The organism is Mycobacterium sp. PTI7 (assembly GCF_056679845.1).
The window spans coordinates 1,533,614-1,552,339 of the sequence record NZ_CM155252.1; the positions used below are offsets into that span (position 1 = coordinate 1,533,614).

An 18,726-nucleotide genomic window follows, 5' to 3' on the forward strand; every position below is an offset into this window, starting at 1 on the left:
CGGAAGCGCGCAATGACTGAACCCGTGACCGTCGACGTCCTCGTCGATCGGCCGTACCCCGTGATCATCGGCACCGGACTGCTCGGCGACCTGGTGCGCATCCTCGACGGCAGGCACAAGGTGGCGATCCTGCACCAGCCGACGCTCGCCGCGACCGCCGAGGCAGTCCGCAGCGCGCTCGCCGAGAACGGGGTCGACGCCCACCGCGTCGAGATCCCGGACGCCGAGGAGGGCAAGGAGCTGCCCGTCCTGGGCTTCATCTGGGAAGTGCTGGGCCGCATCGGGATCGGCCGCAAGGACGCCGTGGTCAGCCTCGGCGGGGGCGCGGCCACCGACGTCGCGGGCTTCGCCGCCGCCACCTGGCTGCGCGGCGTCGACGTGGTGCACGTGCCCACGACGCTGCTCGGCATGGTCGACGCCGCGGTCGGCGGCAAGACCGGCATCAACACCGACGCGGGCAAGAACCTGGTCGGCGCGTTCCATCAGCCGCTGGCCGTGCTGGTGGACCTGACGACGCTGGAGACGTTGCCGCGCAACGAGATCATCGCGGGCATGGCCGAGGTCGTGAAGGCCGGCTTCATCGCCGACCCCGTGATCCTCGATTTGATCGAAACCGACCCCGAGGCCGCGCTCGATCCGACCGGAACCGTGCTGCCGGAACTGATCCGGCGCGCGATCGCGGTCAAGGCGGAGGTGGTCGCGGCCGACGAGAAGGAGTCGGCGCTGCGCGAGATCCTGAACTACGGCCACACCCTCGCCCACGCCATCGAGCGCCGCGAGCGCTACCGGTGGCGCCACGGTGCCGCCGTGTCGGTGGGGCTGGTGTTCGCGGCCGAACTCGGCCGCCTGGCAGGACGTCTCGACGACGAGACCGCCGACCGCCACCGCACCGTGCTGACGTCGCTGGGCCTGCCGATCGACTACGACGCCGACGCATTGCCGCAGCTGCTGGAGTACATGGCGGGGGACAAGAAGAACCGCGCGGGCATGCTGCGCTTCGTGGTGCTCGACGGGTTGGCCAAGCCGGGCCGCCTCGAGGGACCCGATCCGGCGCTGGTGGCCGCGGCCTACTCGGAGATCGGGACCCGCCAGTGACCACCGCCGCGACCGTCAACGTCATCAACGGCCCGAACCTGGGCCGGCTCGGCCGCCGCGAACCCGCGGTCTACGGCAGCACCACCCACGACGACCTGGTGGCCCTCATCGAGCGGGAGGCCGCCGAACTGGGCCTGTCTGTCCGCGTGCGCCAGTCCGACAGCGAGGCCGACCTGATGGGGTGGATCCACGACGCGGCCGACGCGGGGGAGGCGGTGATCCTCAATGCGGGGGCGCTGACGCACACCTCGATCGCGCTGCGCGACGCCTGCTCGCAGCTGACGGCGCCGCTGATCGAGGTGCACATCTCGAACGTGCACGCCCGCGAGGAGTTCCGGCACCACTCGTACCTGAGCGCGGTGGCCACCGGCGTGATCTTCGGCCTCGGCGTCCAGGGGTACCTGCTGGCCCTGCGTTACCTGGCGGCCGCGGCCTGAGTCAGGGCTGCTTGTAACCCTTGTCGGTGGCCGGCTCGGCGCCGGACTCCTCCGCCGTCCGCGGCTGCGTGACGGTCGAGGTGACCGACTCGGTCCTGGCGGACTCCACGCCCTCCCGCTCGTTCGCGTCGTCCGGGTAGTCGCGCGCCCCAACGGCGGCGAAGACGTCGGTGTCGGCACGGTCGTCCTCGGCGCTGCGGCGCTGCTGCGGCGGCGCCTTGCGGTCGACGAGCAGCCGGCCCACGGCCACGCCGGCGATGGCGAACACGAACGTCAACAGCGCGGTGAACGCGGCGAACGTCGTGATCTCGTTGAGGATCGACTCCGCGTACACGTTGTCGTAGAACAGCGAGATGAACCACGCGACGAAGCCGCTGACGACGCCCGCGAACAGGCCGGCGAGCAGCCAGGTCATCGCGAGATCGCTGCGGCGGTCCGGGTCCGGGTTGGCGCGGGCGTCGCCGCGACCGTCGGAGAGACCCCAGACCAGGGCGCCGATCGCGTACAGCACGACCAGCGCGATGCTGATCAGGAGTGCCTGCGTCTCGAACACGTTGATCAACGCACCCTGCAGCAGTCGGATCACGACCATCAACGCCGCGAACACCAATCCGCGCAGCAACCACTTACTCATGAGGCGACAGCGTAGCGAGTAGCGTCATGCGCCGTGACGATTTCCCACCGCAGGGACCTGCTGCGTCGTCGTCTGGCGGCCGTCGACCTGGACGCGATGCTGGTAACGGACCTGGTCAACGTCCGATACCTGTCCGGTTTCACCGGATCGAACGCCGCATTATTGGTCCGCGCCGATCACGACGTGCCCGTGTTGGCGACCGATGGCCGATACGTCACGCAGGCCGCGGCCCAGGCGCCCGACGCCCAGGTGGTCATCGAGCGGGCGTGCGGGCCGCACCTGGCGGCCCTCGCGGCAGGCAGTGGCGTGCGCAGGCTCGGCTTCGAGAGCCACGTCGTCACGGTCGACGGATACGCGCTGCTGCAGAAGGCCGCGGGCGACGGCGTCGCGTTCGTCCGCGCCGCGGGCACCGTCGAGTCGCTGCGCGAGATCAAGGACGCGGGGGAGGTGGCGCTGCTGCGCCTGGCCTGCGAGGCGGCCGACGCGGCGCTGGCCGACCTCGTCGCCGCGGGCGGACTGCGTCCCGGGCGCACCGAGAAGGACGTGTCGCGCGACCTCGAGTCCCGGATGCTCGACCACGGCGCCGACGGCGTCTCCTTCGAGACCATCGTCGCCGCCGGCGCCAACTCCGCGATCCCGCACCACCGGCCGACCGAGGCGACGCTGGCCGCGGGCGACTTCGTCAAGATCGACTTCGGCGCCCTCGTCGCGGGCTACCACTCCGACATGACGCGCACGTTCGTCCTCGCCCCGGTCGCACAGTGGCAGCAGGACCTCTACGGCCTCGTTCGGACCGCTCAGCGCAGCGGCCGGGAGGCCCTGCACGCGGGCGCGGCGCTGCGCGACGTCGACGCCGCGTCGCGGCAGGTCATCGCCGACGCGGGCCACGCCGAGCACTTCGGCCACGGGCTCGGGCACGGCGTCGGCCTGCAGATCCACGAAGCGCCGGGAATCAGCGCCTCGTCCGCCGGTACACTGCTTGCTGGCTCCACGGTCACCGTGGAACCCGGTGTCTATCTGCCAGGCCACGGCGGTGTCCGGATCGAGGACACGCTGGTCGTCGGCGGGGATGAGACACCCGCACCCGAATTGCTCACCCGGTTCCCCAAGGAACTGGCGATCATCTAAAGAGGCTAGGAGTACCACCCACCGTGGCATCGACCGCAGACTTCAAGAACGGGCTCGTCCTGCAGATCGAGGGCCAACTCTGGCAGATCACCGAGTTCCAGCACGTCAAGCCGGGCAAGGGCCCCGCGTTCGTGCGCACCAAGCTCAAGAACGTGCTGACGGGCAAGGTCGTCGACAAGACCTACAACGCCGGCGTGAAGGTGGAGACGGCGACGGTCGACCGCCGCGACGCCACCTACCTGTACCGCGACGGCAGCGACTTCGTGTTCATGGACTCCGAGGACTACGAGCAGCACCCGTTGCCCGAGCCGCTCGTGGGCCGGCTCTCGGACTTCCTGCTCGAGGGCATGCCGGTCCAGATCGCGTTCCACGACGGGGTGCCGCTGTACCTGGAACTCCCCGTCACCGTCGAACTCCTGGTCGCCAGCACCGAGCCCGGCCTGCAGGGCGACCGGTCCAGCGCGGGCACCAAGCCCGCCACGATGGAGACCGGCGCCGAGATCCAGGTGCCGCTGTTCATCAACACCGGCGACAAGCTCAAGGTCGACTCGCGTGACGGCAACTACCTGGGAAGGGTTAATGCCTGACCATCGGTCGGAACGACACGACGGCAACTCCACCCGGGGCGAGTGGAGCAACGACAAGGCCCGCCGACCCGACCGCGGCAGGCATCAGGCCCGCAAGCGTGCCGTCGACCTGCTGTTCGAGGCGGAGGCCCGCGGGATGACCGCCGCCGAGGTGGCCGAGGCGCAGAAGGGGTTCGCCGAGACGGACTCCGACATCTCGGCGCTCAACTCGTACACGGTGACCGTCGCGAACGGCGTCACCGAGCACGCCGCCCATGTCGACGATCTGATCTCCGCGCACCTGCAGGGCTGGACGCTGGAACGCCTGCCCGCCGTCGACCGTGCGATCCTGCGCGTCGCGGTGTGGGAGCTGCTGCACGCCGAGGACGTCCCCGAGCCGGTGGCCGTCGACGAAGCGGTGGAGCTGGCCAAGAAGCTGTCCACCGACGACTCGCCGGGATTCGTCAACGGCGTCCTCGGTCAGGTGATGCTGGTGACGCCGCAGATCCGCGCGGCGGCCGCCGCCGTCCGCGGCGGAACGTCGGAGCAGTAGCGGCGGTCGCAGGTCCCTAGGTGTCGCGCACGAACCGCGCGATCACCTCGCCGAGTTCCTCGCCACGCTGTTCCTGCACGAAGTGACCCGCGCCGCTGATCTCGTGGTGCGCGACGCCGCGGGCGCCCGGCACCCGGGTGCGGAAGACGGTCTCCCAGCCGCGGGTGGCGGGGTCGCCGTCGGAGTAGGCGGTCAGGAACGGCCGCTCCCACCGCTCGAGGACGGCCATGGTGGCCCGGCCGATCGCCGCACCGGGGTCGTTGCGCGTCAGCGGCACCAGCGCGATCATCTGCCGCAACCCCGCCGTGTACGAGCGGTCGGGGAACGGGGCGTCGTAGGCTGCGAGCACCCCGGGGTCGAGCGGTCCGGCGACCGCGTCGACGAAGAAGCTCGGCGTGATGTCGGGGGCGCGCTGGTAGTAGCTCACGTAGTCCAGCAGCGTCTCGTCGTGCAACACCTGGTGGTCGCCGACGCCGTGGTGCGGCCACGCGAGCAGCCCCGCCAGTGCCGGGTCGCAGGTGTGCAGGATCGTGTTGGTCGCCACCACCCGGGCGAAGCGGTCCGGGTGCCTGGCCAGCACGCTCAGCCCCAGCGGCCCACCCCAGTCCTGCACGACCAGCGTGACGTCGCGCAGGTCGAGGCCGGTGACGAGGTCCGCGAGCCAGTCGACGTGCCGGGCGAACGTGTAGTCCGTTGCCTCGGTGAGCTTGTCGGAGCGGCCGTAGCCGATGTTGTCGGGCGCCACGACGCGCAGGCCCGCGGCGGTGAGCACCGGGATGACCGTGCGGTAGAGGTAGGACCACGTGGGCTGGCCGTGCAGCAGCAGCACCACGGGGGCGTCCGGGGGACCGGTGTCGACGTGGTGCATGCGCAGCGGTTCGACGCCGCGCGTGCGGACCTCGACGTAGTGCGGCGGGTGGTCGAAACCCGGTAGCCCGGAGAAGCGTTCGTCCGGAGTCCTCAGCACGCCCATTGCCAGCCACTCCCTGTATGGTATCCATCCCTCGGCCGTGGGAAGTCTAGGTATCCCGGGGCCGTCGAGGCACCTTCGGCACGAAATGGGGGCACGACGATGACCGACGACACCACGGTGGGATCCGATCCGGTGGCGGGCGATCAGCGCGGCCTGGGCACCAGTCTGAAACCACGCCACATCACCATGATCTCGATCGCCGGCGTGATCGGGGCCGGCCTGTTCGTCGGCTCGGCCAACGCGATCAAGGAGGCGGGGCCCGCGGTCCTGATCTCATACATCCTGGCCGGGACGCTGGTGGTGCTGGTCATGCGGATGCTCGGCGAGATGGCCACCGCCAACCCAGACACCGGATCCTTCTCGGTGTACTCCGAACGGGCGCTTGGGCATTGGGCCGGCTTCTCCGTCGGGTGGCTGTACTGGTGGTTCTGGGTGCTGGTGATCCCGGTCGAGGCGACGGCGGCCGCGGCGATCCTCACCGACCTGGTCGGCGGTGCGCAGTGGATCTGGGCGCTCGCGGTCACGCTGCTGCTGACCATCACCAACCTGGTCAGCGTCGGCAACTACGGAGAGTTCGAGTTCTGGTTCGCGCTGATCAAGGTCGTCGCCATCGTCGCGTTCATCGGCATCGGCGTGGCCGCGATCCTCGGCCTGATCCCGGACAGCCAGGTCAGCGGCATCGAGAATCTGTGGCAGCCCGATGGTTTCATGCCCAACGGCTTCGGCGCGGTGATCGCCGGTCTGCTGGTCACCATGTTCTCGTTCATGGGCACCGAGATCGTCACCATCGCCGCGGCCGAGTCGCCGAACCCGGTCAAGGGCATCGGCAAGGCCGTCAACTCCGTGATCTGGCGCATCTCGCTGTTCTACGTCGGATCCATCTTCGTGATCGTCGCGCTGATGCCCTACGACCAGCTGTCCGACGGGTCCTACCAGTCGACGCTCGAGGCCATCGGCATCCCCGGGTCCAAGCTGATCATGGACCTGGTGATCCTCACCGCCGTCGCGTCCTGCCTGAACTCCTCGCTGTACACCGCGTCGCGGATGCTCTACTCGCTCGGCGAGCGGCACGACGCGCCACGGGCCGTCCGCAAGGTCGCGAACAACGGTGCGCCCTGGGTGGCGGTGCTGGCGTCCATGGTGGTCGGCTTCGTCGCGGTCGCGGGCAACTACCTGCTGCCGGAGAAGATCTTCGGCTACCTGCTCGCCACCAGCGGCGCGGTGGCACTGTTCGTCTACCTCGCGATCGCCACCAGCCAACTGGTGCTGGGGCGCAAGATGCGTGCCGCCGGCGAGCGTGCGCCGGTGGCGATGTGGCTGTTCCCGGGGCTCACGATGGTCACGATCGTGGTGATCGTCGCGATCCTGGTCCTGATGGCCTTCGACGCCGACCAGCAGCAGGCGATCCTGTTGTCGGCCATCTCGGCGGCGTTCATCGTCGCGGCGGGGCTCATCGTGCAGCGCCGCCACGCGGGGACCCGCGGGTCTCAGTCGTCCAGCGCGCGATAGGTCCGGCGGACGAACTTGGGCTGCGCGGCCTGCATCTTCTGCATCGACGTGTTGCCCGCCACGGCCGCCGCCGCGGAGTCCGGGCTCAGGTCGGGCAGGTTCTGGATCAGGTAGATCAGGATGCGGTCCGCCGACGGATCGGCCTGCCACCACGTCCCGTACGCGCCGGGCCAGCTGAACGTGCCGAGCCCGCCCGGGCCGTAGAACTGGCGGGACTGCGCCGGGTCGGTGACCACCGACAGGTTCAGGCCGAAGCCGCGGCCGCGCCAGAACGGCATGCCCAGGAACGGCACCCGCTTCTGCTCGTCGGTGAGCCGGTTGGTGCGCATCGCGGTGACCGACTCCTCGGACAGCACCTGGACGCCGTCCACCGCGCCGCCGCCGAGCAGCATGCGGGCGAAGGCCAGGTAGTCGTCGGCCGTCGACCACAGACCTGCGCCGCCCGCGCAGAAGGTCGGCAGCGTCACCGGGGCGGGGCCCATCGCGTCGTCGCTGAGCGTCAGGCCGGCCTCGGTCTCCTCGAGCTTGTACATCGTCGCGGCGCGACGGCGGCCCTCGTGGGTGACGGCGAAGCCGGTGTCCGACATGCCGAGCGGCCCGAAGACGCGCTCCGACAGCACCTCCGCGAGCGGCTTGCCCGCGATCCGCGACACCGCGATGCCGAGCACGTCGGTGCCGTGGCTGTAGGTCATCCGCTCCCCGGGCTGATGCGCCAGCGGCAGCGCCGCGAGGTCGGCGAGCCAGCGGTCCTGGTCCTGGCGGAACATCAGCCTGCCGTAGCCGCGGTTGAGCGGTGGGCCGACCGAGAACGCGTAGGCCAGTCCGCTGCGGTGGGTCATGAGGTCGTCGAACGTGATGGGCCGGCGGCCGGGCACCGTCCTGTCCAGCGGGCCGCCGGGATCGGCCAGCACGCGCAGGTCCGCGAGTTCGGGAAGCCACGGCGTGACCGGGTCGGTCAGCGCGAACCGGCCCTCCTCGAGCAGCGACATGGCGGCGGCCACCGTGATCGGCTTCGTCATCGACGCGATGCGGAAGATCGTGTCGCGTTGCATCGGCAGCCCCGCCGAGACGTCGCGGTGACCGAGTTCACCGACCTGCAGGACGCGACCGCCCTGCCACACCAACGTGACGGCACCGGCCAGCAGACCGGCGTCGATCACCTCCTGGATGGACGCGTGGTTACCGTCGAGATTCATCCCCGCCAGCCTAGCGAGGCCCACCCGCACCGGGCGTCCGCGGCAGTGCTCGCCGATCGTGGTGCCCCGCCCCGGTGGTGATAGAGTCCCGGCAGTTCGACGTCCTTTAACGATCCGTCCAGAGAGGCGGAGAAGGAGGTCCGGGTACGCCCATGCCCACCTCGACCGGCCCTGCCGACGCAGACCGGGAATTGATGTCCGCGGCGGACGTGAGCCGCACCATTTCCCGTATCGCACACCAGATCATCGAGAAGACCGCACTCGGCGGTCCCGACGCTCCGCGCGTCGTGCTCCTCGGCATCCCCACCCGCGGTGTGACGCTCGCCTCGCGCCTGGCCCACAACATCGCCGAGTTCTCCGGCGTGCCGGTCCAGGCGGGTGCCCTCGACGTGACGCTCTACCGCGACGACCTGATGTCCAAGCCGCCGCGCGCGCTCGCCGTGACCACCATCCCGGACGGCGGCGTCGACGGCGCGATCGTGGTGCTCGTCGACGACGTGCTGTACTCCGGGCGGACCGTGCGCGCCGCGCTCGACGCGCTCCGCGACGTCGGCCGGCCCCGGGCGGTGCAGCTCGCCGTGTTCGTCGACCGCGGCCACCGCGAACTCCCGATCCGCGCCGACTACGTCGGCAAGAACGTGCCGACGTCGCGCCACGACAACGTCAAGGTGCGGCTGGCCGAGCAGGACGGGCACGAGGGCGTGACGATCGCGAGCACCGGAGGGCCCACCCGTGACTAGACACCTGCTGGCGGCCGCCGACCTCGGCCGCGACGAGGCCACCGCGATCCTCGACGACGCCGACCGCTTCCGCGAGGCGCTGCTCGGCCGCGAGGTGAAGAAACTTCCGACGCTGCGCGGCCGCACCGTCATCACGATGTTCTACGAGAACTCGACCCGCACCCGGGTGTCGTTCGAGGTCGCGGGGAAGTGGATGAGCGCCGACGTCATCAACGTCAGCTCGTCGGGATCGTCGGTCGCCAAGGGAGAGTCGTTGCGCGACACCGCACTCACGCTGCGCGCGGCGGGTGCGGACGCGCTGATCATCCGCCATCCGGCGTCCGGAGCGGCGCAGCAGCTGGCGGAGTGGACGGCCGAGCCCAACGGTGCGGGTCCCTCGATCATCAACGCCGGCGACGGGATGCACGAACACCCGACGCAGGCCCTGCTCGACGCGCTGACCATCCGGCAGCGCCTCGGTTCCGTCGAGGGCAGGCGGGTCGTCATCGTCGGCGACGTGCTGCACAGCCGCGTCGCCCGGTCCAACGTCTCGCTGCTGGCCACCCTCGGCGCCGAGGTGGTCCTCGTCGCCCCACCGACCCTGCTGCCGACCGGCGTCTCCACGTGGCCGGTGACGGTGTCGCACGACCTCGACGCCGAACTGCCGGGGGCGGACGTCGTCCTGATGCTGCGGGTGCAGGCCGAACGCATGAACGGCGGGTTCTTCCCCTCGGCGCGGGAGTACTCGGTGCGGTACGGGCTGTCCGACCGACGGCTCGCGGGGCTGTCCGACGACGTCGTCGTACTGCACCCCGGGCCGATGCTGCGGGGCATGGAGATCGCCTCCGCGGTGGCCGACTCCTCACGATCGGCCGTGCTGCAACAGGTCTCGAACGGAGTACACGTGCGAATGGCAGTCCTGTTCCACCTGCTCGTGGGCAGCGGCGCGGAGGTGAGTGCATGACCAGCCTGATCATCAGGGGCGTCCGGCTCTACGGCGAGGGCGACCCCGTCGACGTGCTGGTGTCCGACGGCCAGATCGCCGAGATCGGGCCGGACCTGACCGCCGCCGACGGCGTCGACGTCGTCGAGGCCCGCGACCAGGTGCTGCTGCCCGGCTTCGTGGACCTGCACACCCACCTGCGCGAACCCGGCCGCGAGTATGCCGAGGACATCGAGACCGGTTCCGCGGCAGCGGCACTCGGCGGATACACCGCCGTGTTCGCGATGGCCAACACCGACCCCGTCGCCGACACCGCCGTCGTCACCGACCACGTCTGGCACCGCGGCCAGCAGGTCGGCCTGGTCGACGTGCACCCCGTCGGCGCGGTGACGGTGGGTCTGGGCGGCAAGCAGCTCACCGAGATGGGCCTGATGGCCGCGGGCGTCGGCAAGGTCCGGATGTTCTCCGACGACGGCATCTGCGTCGACGACCCGCTGGTGATGCGCCGCGCCCTCGAATACGCCACCGGCCTCGGGGTCCTGATCGCGCAGCACGCCGAGGAGTCGCGGCTCACGGTCGGCGCCGTCGCCCACGAGGGACCCCACGCCGCACGCCTCGGACTGATGGGCTGGCCGCGCGCGGCCGAGGAGTCGATCGTCGCGCGCGACGCGCTGCTGGCCCGCGACGCCGGCGCGCGCGTCCACATCTGCCACGCGTCGACCGCGGGCACCGTCGAACTCGTCCGGTGGGCCAAGGAGCAGGACATCGCGATCACCGCGGAGGTGACCCCGCACCACCTGCTGCTCGACGACGCGCGGCTGTCGGACTACGACGGCCGCAACCGGGTCAACCCGCCGCTGCGCGAGGCGAGCGACGTGCTGGCCCTGCGGCAGGCGCTCGCCGACGGGGTGATCGACTGCGTCGCCACCGATCACGCGCCACACGCCGAACACGAGAAGATGTGCGAATTCGCCTCGGCGCGACCGGGAATGCTGGGCCTGCAGACCGCGCTGTCGGTGATCGCCGAGACCATGGTCGGCACCGGCCTGCTCACGTGGCGCGACGTCGCACGGGTCATGAGCGAGGCGCCCGCCGCCATCGTCGGCCTCCCCGACCAGGGGCGCCCGCTGGCGGTGGGCGAGCCGGCGAACCTCACCGTCGTCGACCCCGACGCGACGTGGACCGTCACCGGTTCGGACCTCGCCAGCCGGTCGGACAACACGCCCTACGAGTCGATGACGCTGCCCGCCGTCGTCACGTTGACGACGCTGCGCGGCAGGGTGACCGCGCGGGACGGCAAGGTGATGGCCCCGTGAACACGCCCACACTGGTCGCGTCGCTGGTCCTGGCCGCCGTCCTCGCGGTGCTGATCGCGTTCTTCATCCGGCAGATGATGCGCGGCTGGCTGCGACGCGCGCAGCGCCAGGTGGAACTGGTGGGCAGGCTCCCGGCGATGCCCGACACCGTCGGTCCCGCACTGATCCCCGCGACCCGCGGGCTCTACGTCGGCAGCACGCTCGCACCGAGCTGGCAGGACCGGATCGCCGTGGGAGACCTCGGCTTCCGCAGCAAGGCCGTGCTCACCCGCTACCCGGAGGGCATCATGCTGCAGCGCACGGGAGCCAGCCCGATCTGGATCCCCGACGAGTCCATCACCGCCATCCGCACCGAACGCGGCATCGCGGGCAAGGCGCTCACCCACGAGGGCGTGCTAGCCATCCGCTGGACACTGCCCTCGGGCACCGAGATCGACACCGGGTTCCGCAGCGACGACCGCCGCGAACTCGCCAACTGGGTACAGGAGGACGCCGCATGAGCGAGCAGCGCAGCGGATCGCGCATCGGACCACGCGGGCCGAGGGCCGTACTGGTGCTCGACGACGGACGGGTCTTCACCGGCACCGCGTTCGGCGCCGTCGGCCAGACCCTCGGCGAGGCCGTCTTCTCCACCGGCATGTCCGGCTACCAGGAGACGCTCACCGATCCGAGCTATTACGGCCAGATCGTGGTGGCCACCGCACCCCAGATCGGCAACACCGGCTGGAATCACGAGGACGCCGAGAGCCGCGGCGACAAGATCTGGGTGTCCGGGTACGCGGTGCGCGATCCCTCGCCGCGCGCGTCCAACTGGCGCGCCACCGGCACCCTCGACGACGAACTCACCCGCCAGGGCATCGTCGGCATCGCGGGCATCGACACCCGGGCCGTGGTCCGTCACCTGCGCACGGTCGGATCGATGAAGGCGGGCGTCTTCAGCGGCGACGCCGCCGACGCGCCGATCGACGAACTGGTCGACCGGGTGCGCCGCCAGCCGTCGATGCTGGGCGCCGACCTCGCGGGCGCGGTCAGCACCGACGCCGGCTACGTGGTGGAACCCGAAGGCGGGCACCGGCTCACCGTCGCCGCGGTGGACCTTGGCATCAAGACCAACACCCCGCGCAACTTCGCCGAACGCGGCATCCGCAGCCACATCCTGCCCTCGAGCGCGACGTTCGAGCAGATCGCGGAGATCAAGCCGGACGGGGTGTTCCTGTCCAACGGCCCCGGCGACCCCGCCACCGCCGACCACGTCGTCGCCGTCACCCAGGCGGTGCTCGACGCAGGGATCCCGCTGTTCGGCATCTGCTTCGGCAACCAGCTGCTCGGCCGCGCGCTGGGCCGCTCGACCTACAAGATGACGTTCGGCCACCGCGGCATCAACATCCCGGTGATGGACCACCTCACCGGCCGCGTCGCCGTCACCGCGCAGAACCACGGGTTCGCGCTCGAGGGCGAGGCCGGCGAGGAGTTCGACACGCCGTTCGGCCGAGCCATCGTCAGCCACACCTGCGCCAACGACGGCGTGGTGGAGGGGATCCGGCTGATCGACGGCCGCGCGTTCTCGGTGCAGTACCACCCGGAGGCGGCGGCCGGTCCGCACGATGCGAACTATCTCTTCGACCAGTTCGTCGAACTCATGGCAGGGGAGGGCAACTAGATGCCACGCCGTACGGACATCAACCACGTCCTGGTGATCGGATCGGGACCCATCGTGATCGGGCAGGCGGCCGAGTTCGACTACTCCGGCACCCAGGCGTGCCGCGTGCTGCGCGCGGAGGGGCTCCAGGTCACGCTGATCAACTCCAACCCGGCGTCGATCATGACCGACCCCGAATACGCCGACAACACCTACGTCGAGCCCATCACGGCGACCTTCGTCGAGAAGGTCATCGCCCAGCAGGCCGAGCGGGGCAACAAGATCGACGCGCTGCTCGCCACCCTGGGCGGCCAGACGGCGCTCAACACCGCCGTCGCCCTCGCCGAGAACGGCGCCCTCGAGCGGTACGACGTCGAGCTGATCGGCGCCGACTTCGAGGCCATCCAGCGCGGTGAGGACCGGCAGAAGTTCAAGGACATCGTCGCTAAGGTCGGCGGCGAGTCGGCCAAGTCGCGGGTCTGCTTCACCATGGACGAGGTCCGCGAGACCGTCGTCGAACTCGGCCTGCCGGTCGTCGTGCGGCCCTCGTTCACCATGGGCGGCCTGGGCTCGGGCATGGCCTACTCCGCCGAGGACGTCGACCGGATGGCCGGCGACGGCCTCGCCGCCTCGCCGTCGGCCAACGTGCTGATCGAGGAATCCATCTACGGCTGGAAGGAATTCGAACTCGAGCTGATGCGCGACGGCAAGGACAACGTCGTCGTCGTGTGCTCGATCGAGAACTTCGACCCGATGGGCGTCCACACCGGCGACTCGGTGACCGTCGCCCCGGCGATGACGCTGACCGACCGCGAGTACCAGACGATGCGCGACCTCGGCATCGCGATCCTGCGCGAGGTCGGCGTCGACACGGGCGGCTGCAACATCCAGTTCGCGATCGACCCCGCCGACGGCCGCCTGATCGTCATCGAGATGAACCCCCGGGTGTCGCGGTCGAGTGCGCTGGCGTCCAAGGCCACCGGCTTCCCGATCGCGAAGATCGCTGCCAAGCTGGCGATCGGCTACACCCTCGACGAGATCGTCAACGACATCACCAAGGAGACGCCGGCCTGCTTCGAGCCGACGCTCGACTACGTGGTCGTGAAGGCGCCCCGCTTCGCGTTCGAGAAGTTCCCCGGCGCCGACCCCACGCTGACCACCACGATGAAGTCGGTCGGCGAGGCGATGTCGCTGGGCCGCAACTTCATCGAGGCGCTCGGCAAGGTCATGCGGTCGCTCGAGGCGGGCCGCACCGGCTTCTGGACCAAGCCCGATCCCGACGTCGGCGTCGAGGAGCTGCTGACCCGGCTGCGGACGCCCACCGACGGCAGGCTCTACGACATCGAGATGGCGCTGCGGCTCGGCGCGAGCGTGGAGGCGGTCGCGCAGGCGTCCGGCGTCGACCCGTGGTTCGTCGACCAGATCGACGGCCTGGTGTCGCTCGGCGACGAACTGCGGGTGGCACCCGTCCTCGACGAGCAGCTACTGCGCCGGGCCAAGCACAGCGGGCTGTCCGACCGCCAGATCGCCGCGCTGCGTGACGAACTCGCCGGCGAGATGGGCGTGCGCGCACTGCGTCAGCGGCTCGGGATCCACCCGGTGTACAAGACCGTCGACACCTGCGCCGCCGAGTTCGAGGCGAAGACGCCGTACCACTACAGCAGCTACGAACTCGACCCGTCGGCCGAGACCGAGGTGGCGCCGCAGACCGAGAAGCCCAAGGTGCTGATCCTGGGCTCCGGGCCCAACCGCATCGGCCAGGGCATCGAGTTCGACTACAGCTGCGTGCACGCCGCGACCACGCTCAGCGAGGCCGGCTTCGAGACCGTGATGATCAACTGCAACCCCGAGACGGTGTCCACCGACTACGACACCGCCGACCGGCTGTACTTCGAGCCGCTCACGTTCGAGGACGTCCTCGAGGTGTACCGCGCCGAACAGGCCTCTGGCGAGGGCGGTCCTGGCGTGGTCGGGGTCATCGTGCAACTCGGCGGGCAGACGCCGCTCAGCCTCGCCGAGAAGCTCGAGCGGGCCGGCGTCCCGATCGTCGGCACGCCGCCCAAGGCGATCGACCTGGCCGAGGACCGCGGGGCGTTCGGCGAGGTGCTCAACGCCGCCGGGCTGCCCGCGCCGCGGTTCGGCACGGCCACCAGCTTCGACCAGGCCCGCAAGATCGCCGCCGAGATCGGCTACCCGGTCCTGGTCCGCCCGTCGTACGTGCTCGGCGGGCGCGGCATGGAGATCGTGTACGACGAGGAGACGCTCGAGGGCTACATCACCCGCGCCACCGAGCTGTCGCCCGAGCATCCCGTGCTCGTCGACCGGTTCCTCGAGGACGCCATCGAGATCGACGTCGACGCGCTGTGCGACGGGACCGAGGTCTACATCGGCGGCGTGATGGAGCACATCGAGGAGGCGGGCATCCACTCCGGCGACTCCGCGTGCGCGCTGCCGCCGGTCACGCTGGGCCGCCAGGACATCGAGTCGGTGCGACGGGCCACCGAGGCCATCGCGCACGGCGTCGGCGTCATCGGCCTGCTCAACGTCCAGTACGCGCTCAAGGACGACGTGCTCTACGTCCTCGAGGCCAACCCGCGGGCGAGCCGGACGGTGCCGTTCGTGTCGAAGGCGACGGCCGTGCCGCTGGCCAAGGCGTGCGCCCGCGTGATGCTCGGCGCGACCATAGCCCAGCTCCGCGAGGAGGGCGTGCTGATCGCCAGCGGCGACGGGGCCAGCATCTCGCCCGGCGCGCCGATCGCGGTCAAGGAGGCGGTGCTGCCGTTCAACCGGTTCCGCAAGACCGACGGCTCGCAGGTCGATTCGCTGCTCGGCCCCGAGATGAAGTCGACCGGCGAGGTCATGGGCATCGACCGGGACTTCGGCACCGCATTCGCCAAGAGCCAGACCGCCGCCTACGGATCGCTGCCGTCCAGCGGCACCGTGTTCGTGTCGGTGGCCAACCGCGACAAGCGGTCGCTGGTGTTCCCGGTGAAGCGGCTCGCCGACCTCGGCTTCCGCGTGCTGGCCACCGAGGGGACCGCGGAGATGTTGCGCCGCAACGGCATTCCCTGCGACGAGGTGCGCAAGCACTTCGAGGAGGCCACCCCCGACCGGCCCGCGATGTCGGCGGTCGAGGCGATCCGCGCCGGCGAGGTCGACATGGTGATCAACACGCCGTACGGCAACTCGGGACCGCGCATCGACGGGTACGAGATCCGCTCGGCCGCCGTCGCGATGAACATCCCCTGCGTGACCACCGTCCAGGGCGCGTCGGCGGCGGTGCAGGGCATCGAGGCCGGCATCCGGGGTGACATCGGGGTGCGGTCGCTGCAGGAGCTGCACAGCTCACTCGGCGCCCACCAGTGACGGCGTTCGGGACGCGGTTGGCCGCGGCGACCGCGGCACGGGGGCCGCTGTGCCTCGGCATCGACCCGCATCCCGAACTCCTCGAAGCATGGGGACTGACCGCCGACGCCCGCGGGCTGCGCGCGTTCAGCCAGGCGTGCATCGAGGCCTTCGCGGGCTTCGCCGTCGTCAAGCCGCAGGTCGCGTTCTTCGAGACCTACGGCGCCGCGGGCTTCCTGGTGCTCGAGGAGACCATGGCCGCGCTGCGCCGCGACGGCGTGCTGGTGCTCGCCGACGCCAAGCGCGGCGACATCGGCACCACGATGGCCGCCTACGCCACGGCCTGGGCCGGTGCGTCGCCACTGGCCTGCGACGCCGTCACCGCGTCGCCCTACCTCGGCTTCGGGTCGCTGCGGCCGCTGCTGGACACCGCCGAGGCGAACGACCGCGGCGTGTTCGTACTCGCGGCCACGTCGAATCCCGAGGGCGCCGAGGTGCAGCGTGCCGTCGCGGGCGGACGCACGGTCGCGCAGACGATCGTCGACCACGCCGCCGCGGAGAACGCGCGCACCGGCACCGGATCCGTCGGCGTGGTGGTGGGTGCGACGCTGACCGACGTGCCCGACCTGAGCGATCTCGGCGGCCCGGTGCTGATCCCCGGCGTCGGCGCCCAGGGCGGCCGGCCCGACGCGCTGGCGGGCCTCGGGGGAGCGACCACGGGGACGCTGCTGCCCGCCGTGTCACGCGAGGTGCTGCGGGCGGGCCCCGACGTCGCCGCGCTGCGTGCTGCCGGTGAGCGCATGCGCGACGCCGTGGCCCACCTGCGGCCCTAACCCGCGGTCACAGCGGGATCCACAGGCCGAGGAACCAGAAGCCCCAACCCGCGCCGTTGCCGGCCGGCATGGGCGTGACCTGCTGGCCGTTCCAGTTGAACGGCTGGTGGTCCTGACGACCCTGGTCGACGCCGCGGTTCTGCCAGCCGGCGGGCGCGGGGCCCCGGTCGTTGCGGTTCTGGTCGTTCTGCCCGCCACGGTTCTGACCCTGGTCCTGGCAGGTCGGGGCGCCCGGCGCGTTGCACGGCCGGCCCGGATCGGCGGCGGCCGACCCGATGCCGAGGACGGCGCCGAGGCCGACTCCGAGTGCGATCGTCGATGCGCCCAGCGCTCGCGTGAAGGTCATGTCCTGGTACTCCGTCTTCGTCCGTGCGGCGCGAGTTCGCCGCACACTCGGAACGCTAGGAACGGCCGATGGGACCGCCCCGTGTACTGCTTAGGTGGCCGCTGTGCGTCCGGTCTCGGATCGGTCACCGCCGCGCGCTGCCGGGGGCGCGGAGGATTGCGAGTGGCCGACGTGACCGGAGTAACGGCTGTGACGGACGGGACGTGACGCCGTGTCCGATCACGGTCACGACACGCCCGACACGCGGTGACCAGCGAAAATTATGAAATGCGAGGTCGCCCGGACGCGCCGCGGCCGCCCCGGCAACCTCGCCGGTCGTCGGGATTTCCCGGCGAATTCCCGAAAACCCCAGATGAACAGGCATGTCGGCAGTCGGCGGGGGACCGGCACCGCGACGTCGGCACTGCTCGCAATGGTCCGACGTCGCCCACTCGCGCCTTACACGCTGGGAAAACGGCCTTCCGAAGCGGGGGTGGGGTTAGCTTTCGTCAGCCAGCGTGGGTACGGTCGTCCACGCTGGCTGGTTCTACCAGTCAAGACACAACATTTGTACGGCGAGAGACGGAGGAAACCGTGGCCCTTCCCCAGTTGACCGACGAGCAGCGCGCGGCAGCGTTGGAGAAGGCTGCTGCCGCACGTCGAGCACGAGCTGAGCTCAAAGATCGGCTCAAGCGCGGCGGCACCAACCTCAAGCAGGTTCTCAAGGACGCCGAGTCCGATGAGGTCTTGGGCAAGATGAAGGTCTCCGCACTTCTGGAGGCACTGCCCAAGGTCGGCAAGGTCAAGGCGCAGGAGATCATGACCGAACTGGAGATCGCTCCGACCCGCCGCCTGCGCGGCCTCGGCGATCGTCAGCGCAAGGCGCTGCTGGAGAAGTTCGACTTCACCAGCGATTAGGCAATACGTGTTCGCCGGCCGAGGGGCCGGACGCCCATGACACGCGTCGTGGTGCTGTCCGGTCCCTCTGCCGTCGGTAAGTCCAGCGTCGTGCGATGTCTGCGCGAGCGGATCCCCGACCTGCACTTCAGCGTCTCCGCCACCACCAGGGCCCCGCGCCCCGGCGAGGTGGACGGGGTCGACTACACCTTCGTCACCGCAGAACGGTTCCAACGGCTGATCGACGACGGCGCCCTCCTCGAGTGGGCGGACATCCACGGCGGGCTGCACCGTTCGGGCACCCCGGCGGCTCCCGTCCGGGAGGCCGCCGCAGCGGGTCGTCCCGTCCTGATCGAGGTGGACCTCGAAGGCGCCAGGGCCGTCAAGGCCGCGATGCCGGAGGCCGTCTCGGTGTTCCTCGCCCCGCCGAACTGGGAGGCGCTGGAGCGCCGGCTCACCGGCCGCGGCACCGAGAGCGCGGAGGTGATGGCCCGCCGACTCGACACCGCACGCACCGAACTCGCGGCGCAGGACACCTTCGACACGGTGGTCGTGAACGCGCAATTGGAGTCGGCTTGTGCCGAATTGGTATCCTTGCTGGTGGGCCGTTGACCGTCC

At 70.6% G+C, this 18,726-nt stretch carries 19 protein-coding genes; 15 read left to right on the forward strand and 4 right to left on the reverse strand.

The annotated features are described in order from the left end of the window. The first annotated feature begins 12 nt into the window (after window positions 1–12). Window positions 13–1,095, forward strand: a complete 1,083-nt coding sequence (gene aroB / locus AC1MEY_RS07505) for a 3-dehydroquinate synthase (RefSeq protein WP_480230051.1) — start codon at window positions 13–15, stop codon at window positions 1,093–1,095. Continuing rightward, the gene (aroQ, locus tag AC1MEY_RS07510) at window positions 1,092–1,532 is read left to right on the forward strand and encodes a type II 3-dehydroquinate dehydratase (RefSeq protein WP_480230052.1); all 441 of its coding nucleotides are present in this window, start codon (window positions 1,092–1,094) and stop codon (window positions 1,530–1,532) included. Before aroB ends, aroQ begins: the two co-directional genes overlap by 4 nt. A 1-nt stretch (window position 1,533) precedes the next feature. Here the strand turns inward: aroQ and AC1MEY_RS07515 are convergent, their stop codons facing one another. After that, the gene (locus AC1MEY_RS07515) at window positions 1,534–2,166 is read right to left on the reverse strand and encodes a B-4DMT family transporter (RefSeq protein ID WP_480230053.1); all 633 of its coding nucleotides are present in this window, start codon (window positions 2,164–2,166) and stop codon (window positions 1,534–1,536) included. A gap of 33 nt (window positions 2,167–2,199) precedes the next feature. On the opposite strand from AC1MEY_RS07515, the gene AC1MEY_RS07520 reads away from it, so the two are divergent. From AC1MEY_RS07520 to nusB, 3 genes are read left to right on the forward strand one after another with little or no spacing between them, the layout of a single operon-like run. Next, a complete protein-coding gene (locus AC1MEY_RS07520; RefSeq protein ID WP_480230054.1) occupies window positions 2,200–3,294 on the forward strand; it encodes an aminopeptidase P family protein in 1,095 nt (364 codons plus the stop codon). A 23-nt stretch (window positions 3,295–3,317) separates the two neighbouring features. Continuing rightward, entirely contained in the window at window positions 3,318–3,881 is a 564-nt protein-coding gene (efp, locus tag AC1MEY_RS07525; protein WP_480230055.1) for an elongation factor P, read from the forward strand. Then, the gene (gene nusB / locus AC1MEY_RS07530) at window positions 3,874–4,413 is read left to right on the forward strand and encodes a transcription antitermination factor NusB (RefSeq protein ID WP_480230056.1); all 540 of its coding nucleotides are present in this window, start codon (window positions 3,874–3,876) and stop codon (window positions 4,411–4,413) included. The genes efp and nusB overlap by 8 nt, the downstream gene beginning before the upstream one ends. 16 nt (window positions 4,414–4,429) lie before the next feature. On the opposite strand, the gene AC1MEY_RS07535 is transcribed toward nusB, so the two are convergent. Then, window positions 4,430–5,386, reverse strand: a complete 957-nt coding sequence (locus tag AC1MEY_RS07535; protein WP_480230057.1) for a haloalkane dehalogenase — start codon at window positions 5,384–5,386, stop codon at window positions 4,430–4,432. 99 nt (window positions 5,387–5,485) lie between these two features. Here AC1MEY_RS07535 and AC1MEY_RS07540 point away from each other — a divergent pair, with 99 nt between their 5' ends. Beyond that, entirely contained in the window at window positions 5,486–6,895 is a 1,410-nt protein-coding gene (locus tag AC1MEY_RS07540; protein WP_480230058.1) for an amino acid permease, read from the forward strand. On the opposite strand, the gene AC1MEY_RS07545 is transcribed toward AC1MEY_RS07540, so the two are convergent. Further along, window positions 6,874–8,091 carry a serine hydrolase domain-containing protein gene (locus tag AC1MEY_RS07545; protein WP_480230059.1) on the reverse strand — a complete coding sequence of 406 codons (1,218 nt, stop codon included), beginning with the start codon at window positions 8,089–8,091 and terminating at the stop codon, window positions 6,874–6,876. The genes AC1MEY_RS07540 and AC1MEY_RS07545 overlap by 22 nt on opposite strands. Window positions 8,092–8,243: 152 nt before the next feature. Between AC1MEY_RS07545 and pyrR the strand changes: the two genes are divergently transcribed. Genes pyrR through pyrF form a run of 7 tightly spaced genes read left to right on the forward strand, consistent with a single transcriptional unit; the run spans window position 8,244 to window position 16,886 of the window. Then, complete coding sequence (pyrR, locus tag AC1MEY_RS07550) at window positions 8,244–8,831, forward strand: bifunctional pyr operon transcriptional regulator/uracil phosphoribosyltransferase PyrR (RefSeq protein ID WP_480230060.1); 588 nt, start codon at window positions 8,244–8,246, stop codon at window positions 8,829–8,831. Beyond that, window positions 8,824–9,774, forward strand: coding sequence for an aspartate carbamoyltransferase catalytic subunit (locus AC1MEY_RS07555; protein ID WP_480230061.1), 951 nt, complete (start codon window positions 8,824–8,826; stop codon window positions 9,772–9,774). Before pyrR ends, AC1MEY_RS07555 begins: the two co-directional genes overlap by 8 nt. After that, complete coding sequence (locus AC1MEY_RS07560; protein ID WP_480230062.1) at window positions 9,771–11,069, forward strand: dihydroorotase; 1,299 nt, start codon at window positions 9,771–9,773, stop codon at window positions 11,067–11,069. The genes AC1MEY_RS07555 and AC1MEY_RS07560 overlap by 4 nt, the downstream gene beginning before the upstream one ends. Further along, entirely contained in the window at window positions 11,066–11,569 is a 504-nt protein-coding gene (locus AC1MEY_RS07565) for a PH-like domain-containing protein (RefSeq protein WP_480230063.1), read from the forward strand. The genes AC1MEY_RS07560 and AC1MEY_RS07565 overlap by 4 nt, the downstream gene beginning before the upstream one ends. Then, on the forward strand, window positions 11,566–12,729 hold the full coding sequence (carA, locus tag AC1MEY_RS07570; RefSeq protein WP_480230064.1) for a glutamine-hydrolyzing carbamoyl-phosphate synthase small subunit: 1,164 nt from the start codon (window positions 11,566–11,568) through the stop codon (window positions 12,727–12,729). The genes AC1MEY_RS07565 and carA overlap by 4 nt, the downstream gene beginning before the upstream one ends. After that, window positions 12,730–16,074 carry a carbamoyl-phosphate synthase large subunit gene (gene carB, locus AC1MEY_RS07575; RefSeq protein ID WP_480230065.1) on the forward strand — a complete coding sequence of 1,115 codons (3,345 nt, stop codon included), beginning with the start codon at window positions 12,730–12,732 and terminating at the stop codon, window positions 16,072–16,074. Then, a complete protein-coding gene (gene pyrF, locus AC1MEY_RS07580) occupies window positions 16,071–16,886 on the forward strand; it encodes an orotidine-5'-phosphate decarboxylase (protein WP_480230066.1) in 816 nt (271 codons plus the stop codon). Before carB ends, pyrF begins: the two co-directional genes overlap by 4 nt. A 7-nt stretch (window positions 16,887–16,893) precedes the next feature. Here pyrF and AC1MEY_RS07585 read toward each other — a convergent pair whose 3' ends face one another. After that, window positions 16,894–17,232 (reverse strand): hypothetical protein, encoded by a 339-nt coding sequence (locus tag AC1MEY_RS07585; RefSeq protein ID WP_480230067.1) that lies wholly within the window; start codon window positions 17,230–17,232, stop codon window positions 16,894–16,896. A gap of 573 nt (window positions 17,233–17,805) precedes the next feature. On the opposite strand from AC1MEY_RS07585, the gene mihF reads away from it, so the two are divergent. Both mihF and gmk read left to right on the forward strand, forming a co-directional pair. Beyond that, complete coding sequence (gene mihF, locus AC1MEY_RS07590) at window positions 17,806–18,129, forward strand: integration host factor, actinobacterial type (RefSeq protein WP_029116997.1); 324 nt, start codon at window positions 17,806–17,808, stop codon at window positions 18,127–18,129. Window positions 18,130–18,165: 36 nt separating this feature from the next. Continuing rightward, the gene (gene gmk, locus AC1MEY_RS07595; RefSeq protein WP_480230068.1) at window positions 18,166–18,720 is read left to right on the forward strand and encodes a guanylate kinase; all 555 of its coding nucleotides are present in this window, start codon (window positions 18,166–18,168) and stop codon (window positions 18,718–18,720) included. Window positions 18,721–18,726 lie beyond the last annotated feature (6 nt).

Excerpts from the sequence above, each read along its gene's own strand:
- aroB (WP_480230051.1), top strand. The coding sequence starts at position 13 with ATGACTGAACCCGTGACCGTCGACGTCCTCGTCGATCGGCCGTACCCC.
- AC1MEY_RS07515 (WP_480230053.1), bottom strand. The coding sequence starts at position 2,166 with ATGAGTAAGTGGTTGCTGCGCGGATTGGTGTTCGCGGCGTTGATGGTC.
- nusB (WP_480230056.1), top strand. The coding sequence starts at position 3,874 with ATGCCTGACCATCGGTCGGAACGACACGACGGCAACTCCACCCGGGGC.
- AC1MEY_RS07535 (WP_480230057.1), bottom strand. The coding sequence starts at position 5,386 with ATGGGCGTGCTGAGGACTCCGGACGAACGCTTCTCCGGGCTACCGGGT.
- AC1MEY_RS07540 (WP_480230058.1), top strand. The coding sequence starts at position 5,486 with ATGACCGACGACACCACGGTGGGATCCGATCCGGTGGCGGGCGATCAG.
- AC1MEY_RS07545 (WP_480230059.1), bottom strand. The coding sequence starts at position 8,091 with ATGAATCTCGACGGTAACCACGCGTCCATCCAGGAGGTGATCGACGCC.
- pyrR (WP_480230060.1), top strand. The coding sequence starts at position 8,244 with ATGCCCACCTCGACCGGCCCTGCCGACGCAGACCGGGAATTGATGTCC.
- AC1MEY_RS07560 (WP_480230062.1), top strand. The coding sequence starts at position 9,771 with ATGACCAGCCTGATCATCAGGGGCGTCCGGCTCTACGGCGAGGGCGAC.
- carA (WP_480230064.1), top strand. The coding sequence starts at position 11,566 with ATGAGCGAGCAGCGCAGCGGATCGCGCATCGGACCACGCGGGCCGAGG.
- carB (WP_480230065.1), top strand. The coding sequence starts at position 12,730 with ATGCCACGCCGTACGGACATCAACCACGTCCTGGTGATCGGATCGGGA.
- AC1MEY_RS07585 (WP_480230067.1), bottom strand. The coding sequence starts at position 17,232 with ATGACCTTCACGCGAGCGCTGGGCGCATCGACGATCGCACTCGGAGTC.
- gmk (WP_480230068.1), top strand. The coding sequence starts at position 18,166 with ATGACACGCGTCGTGGTGCTGTCCGGTCCCTCTGCCGTCGGTAAGTCC.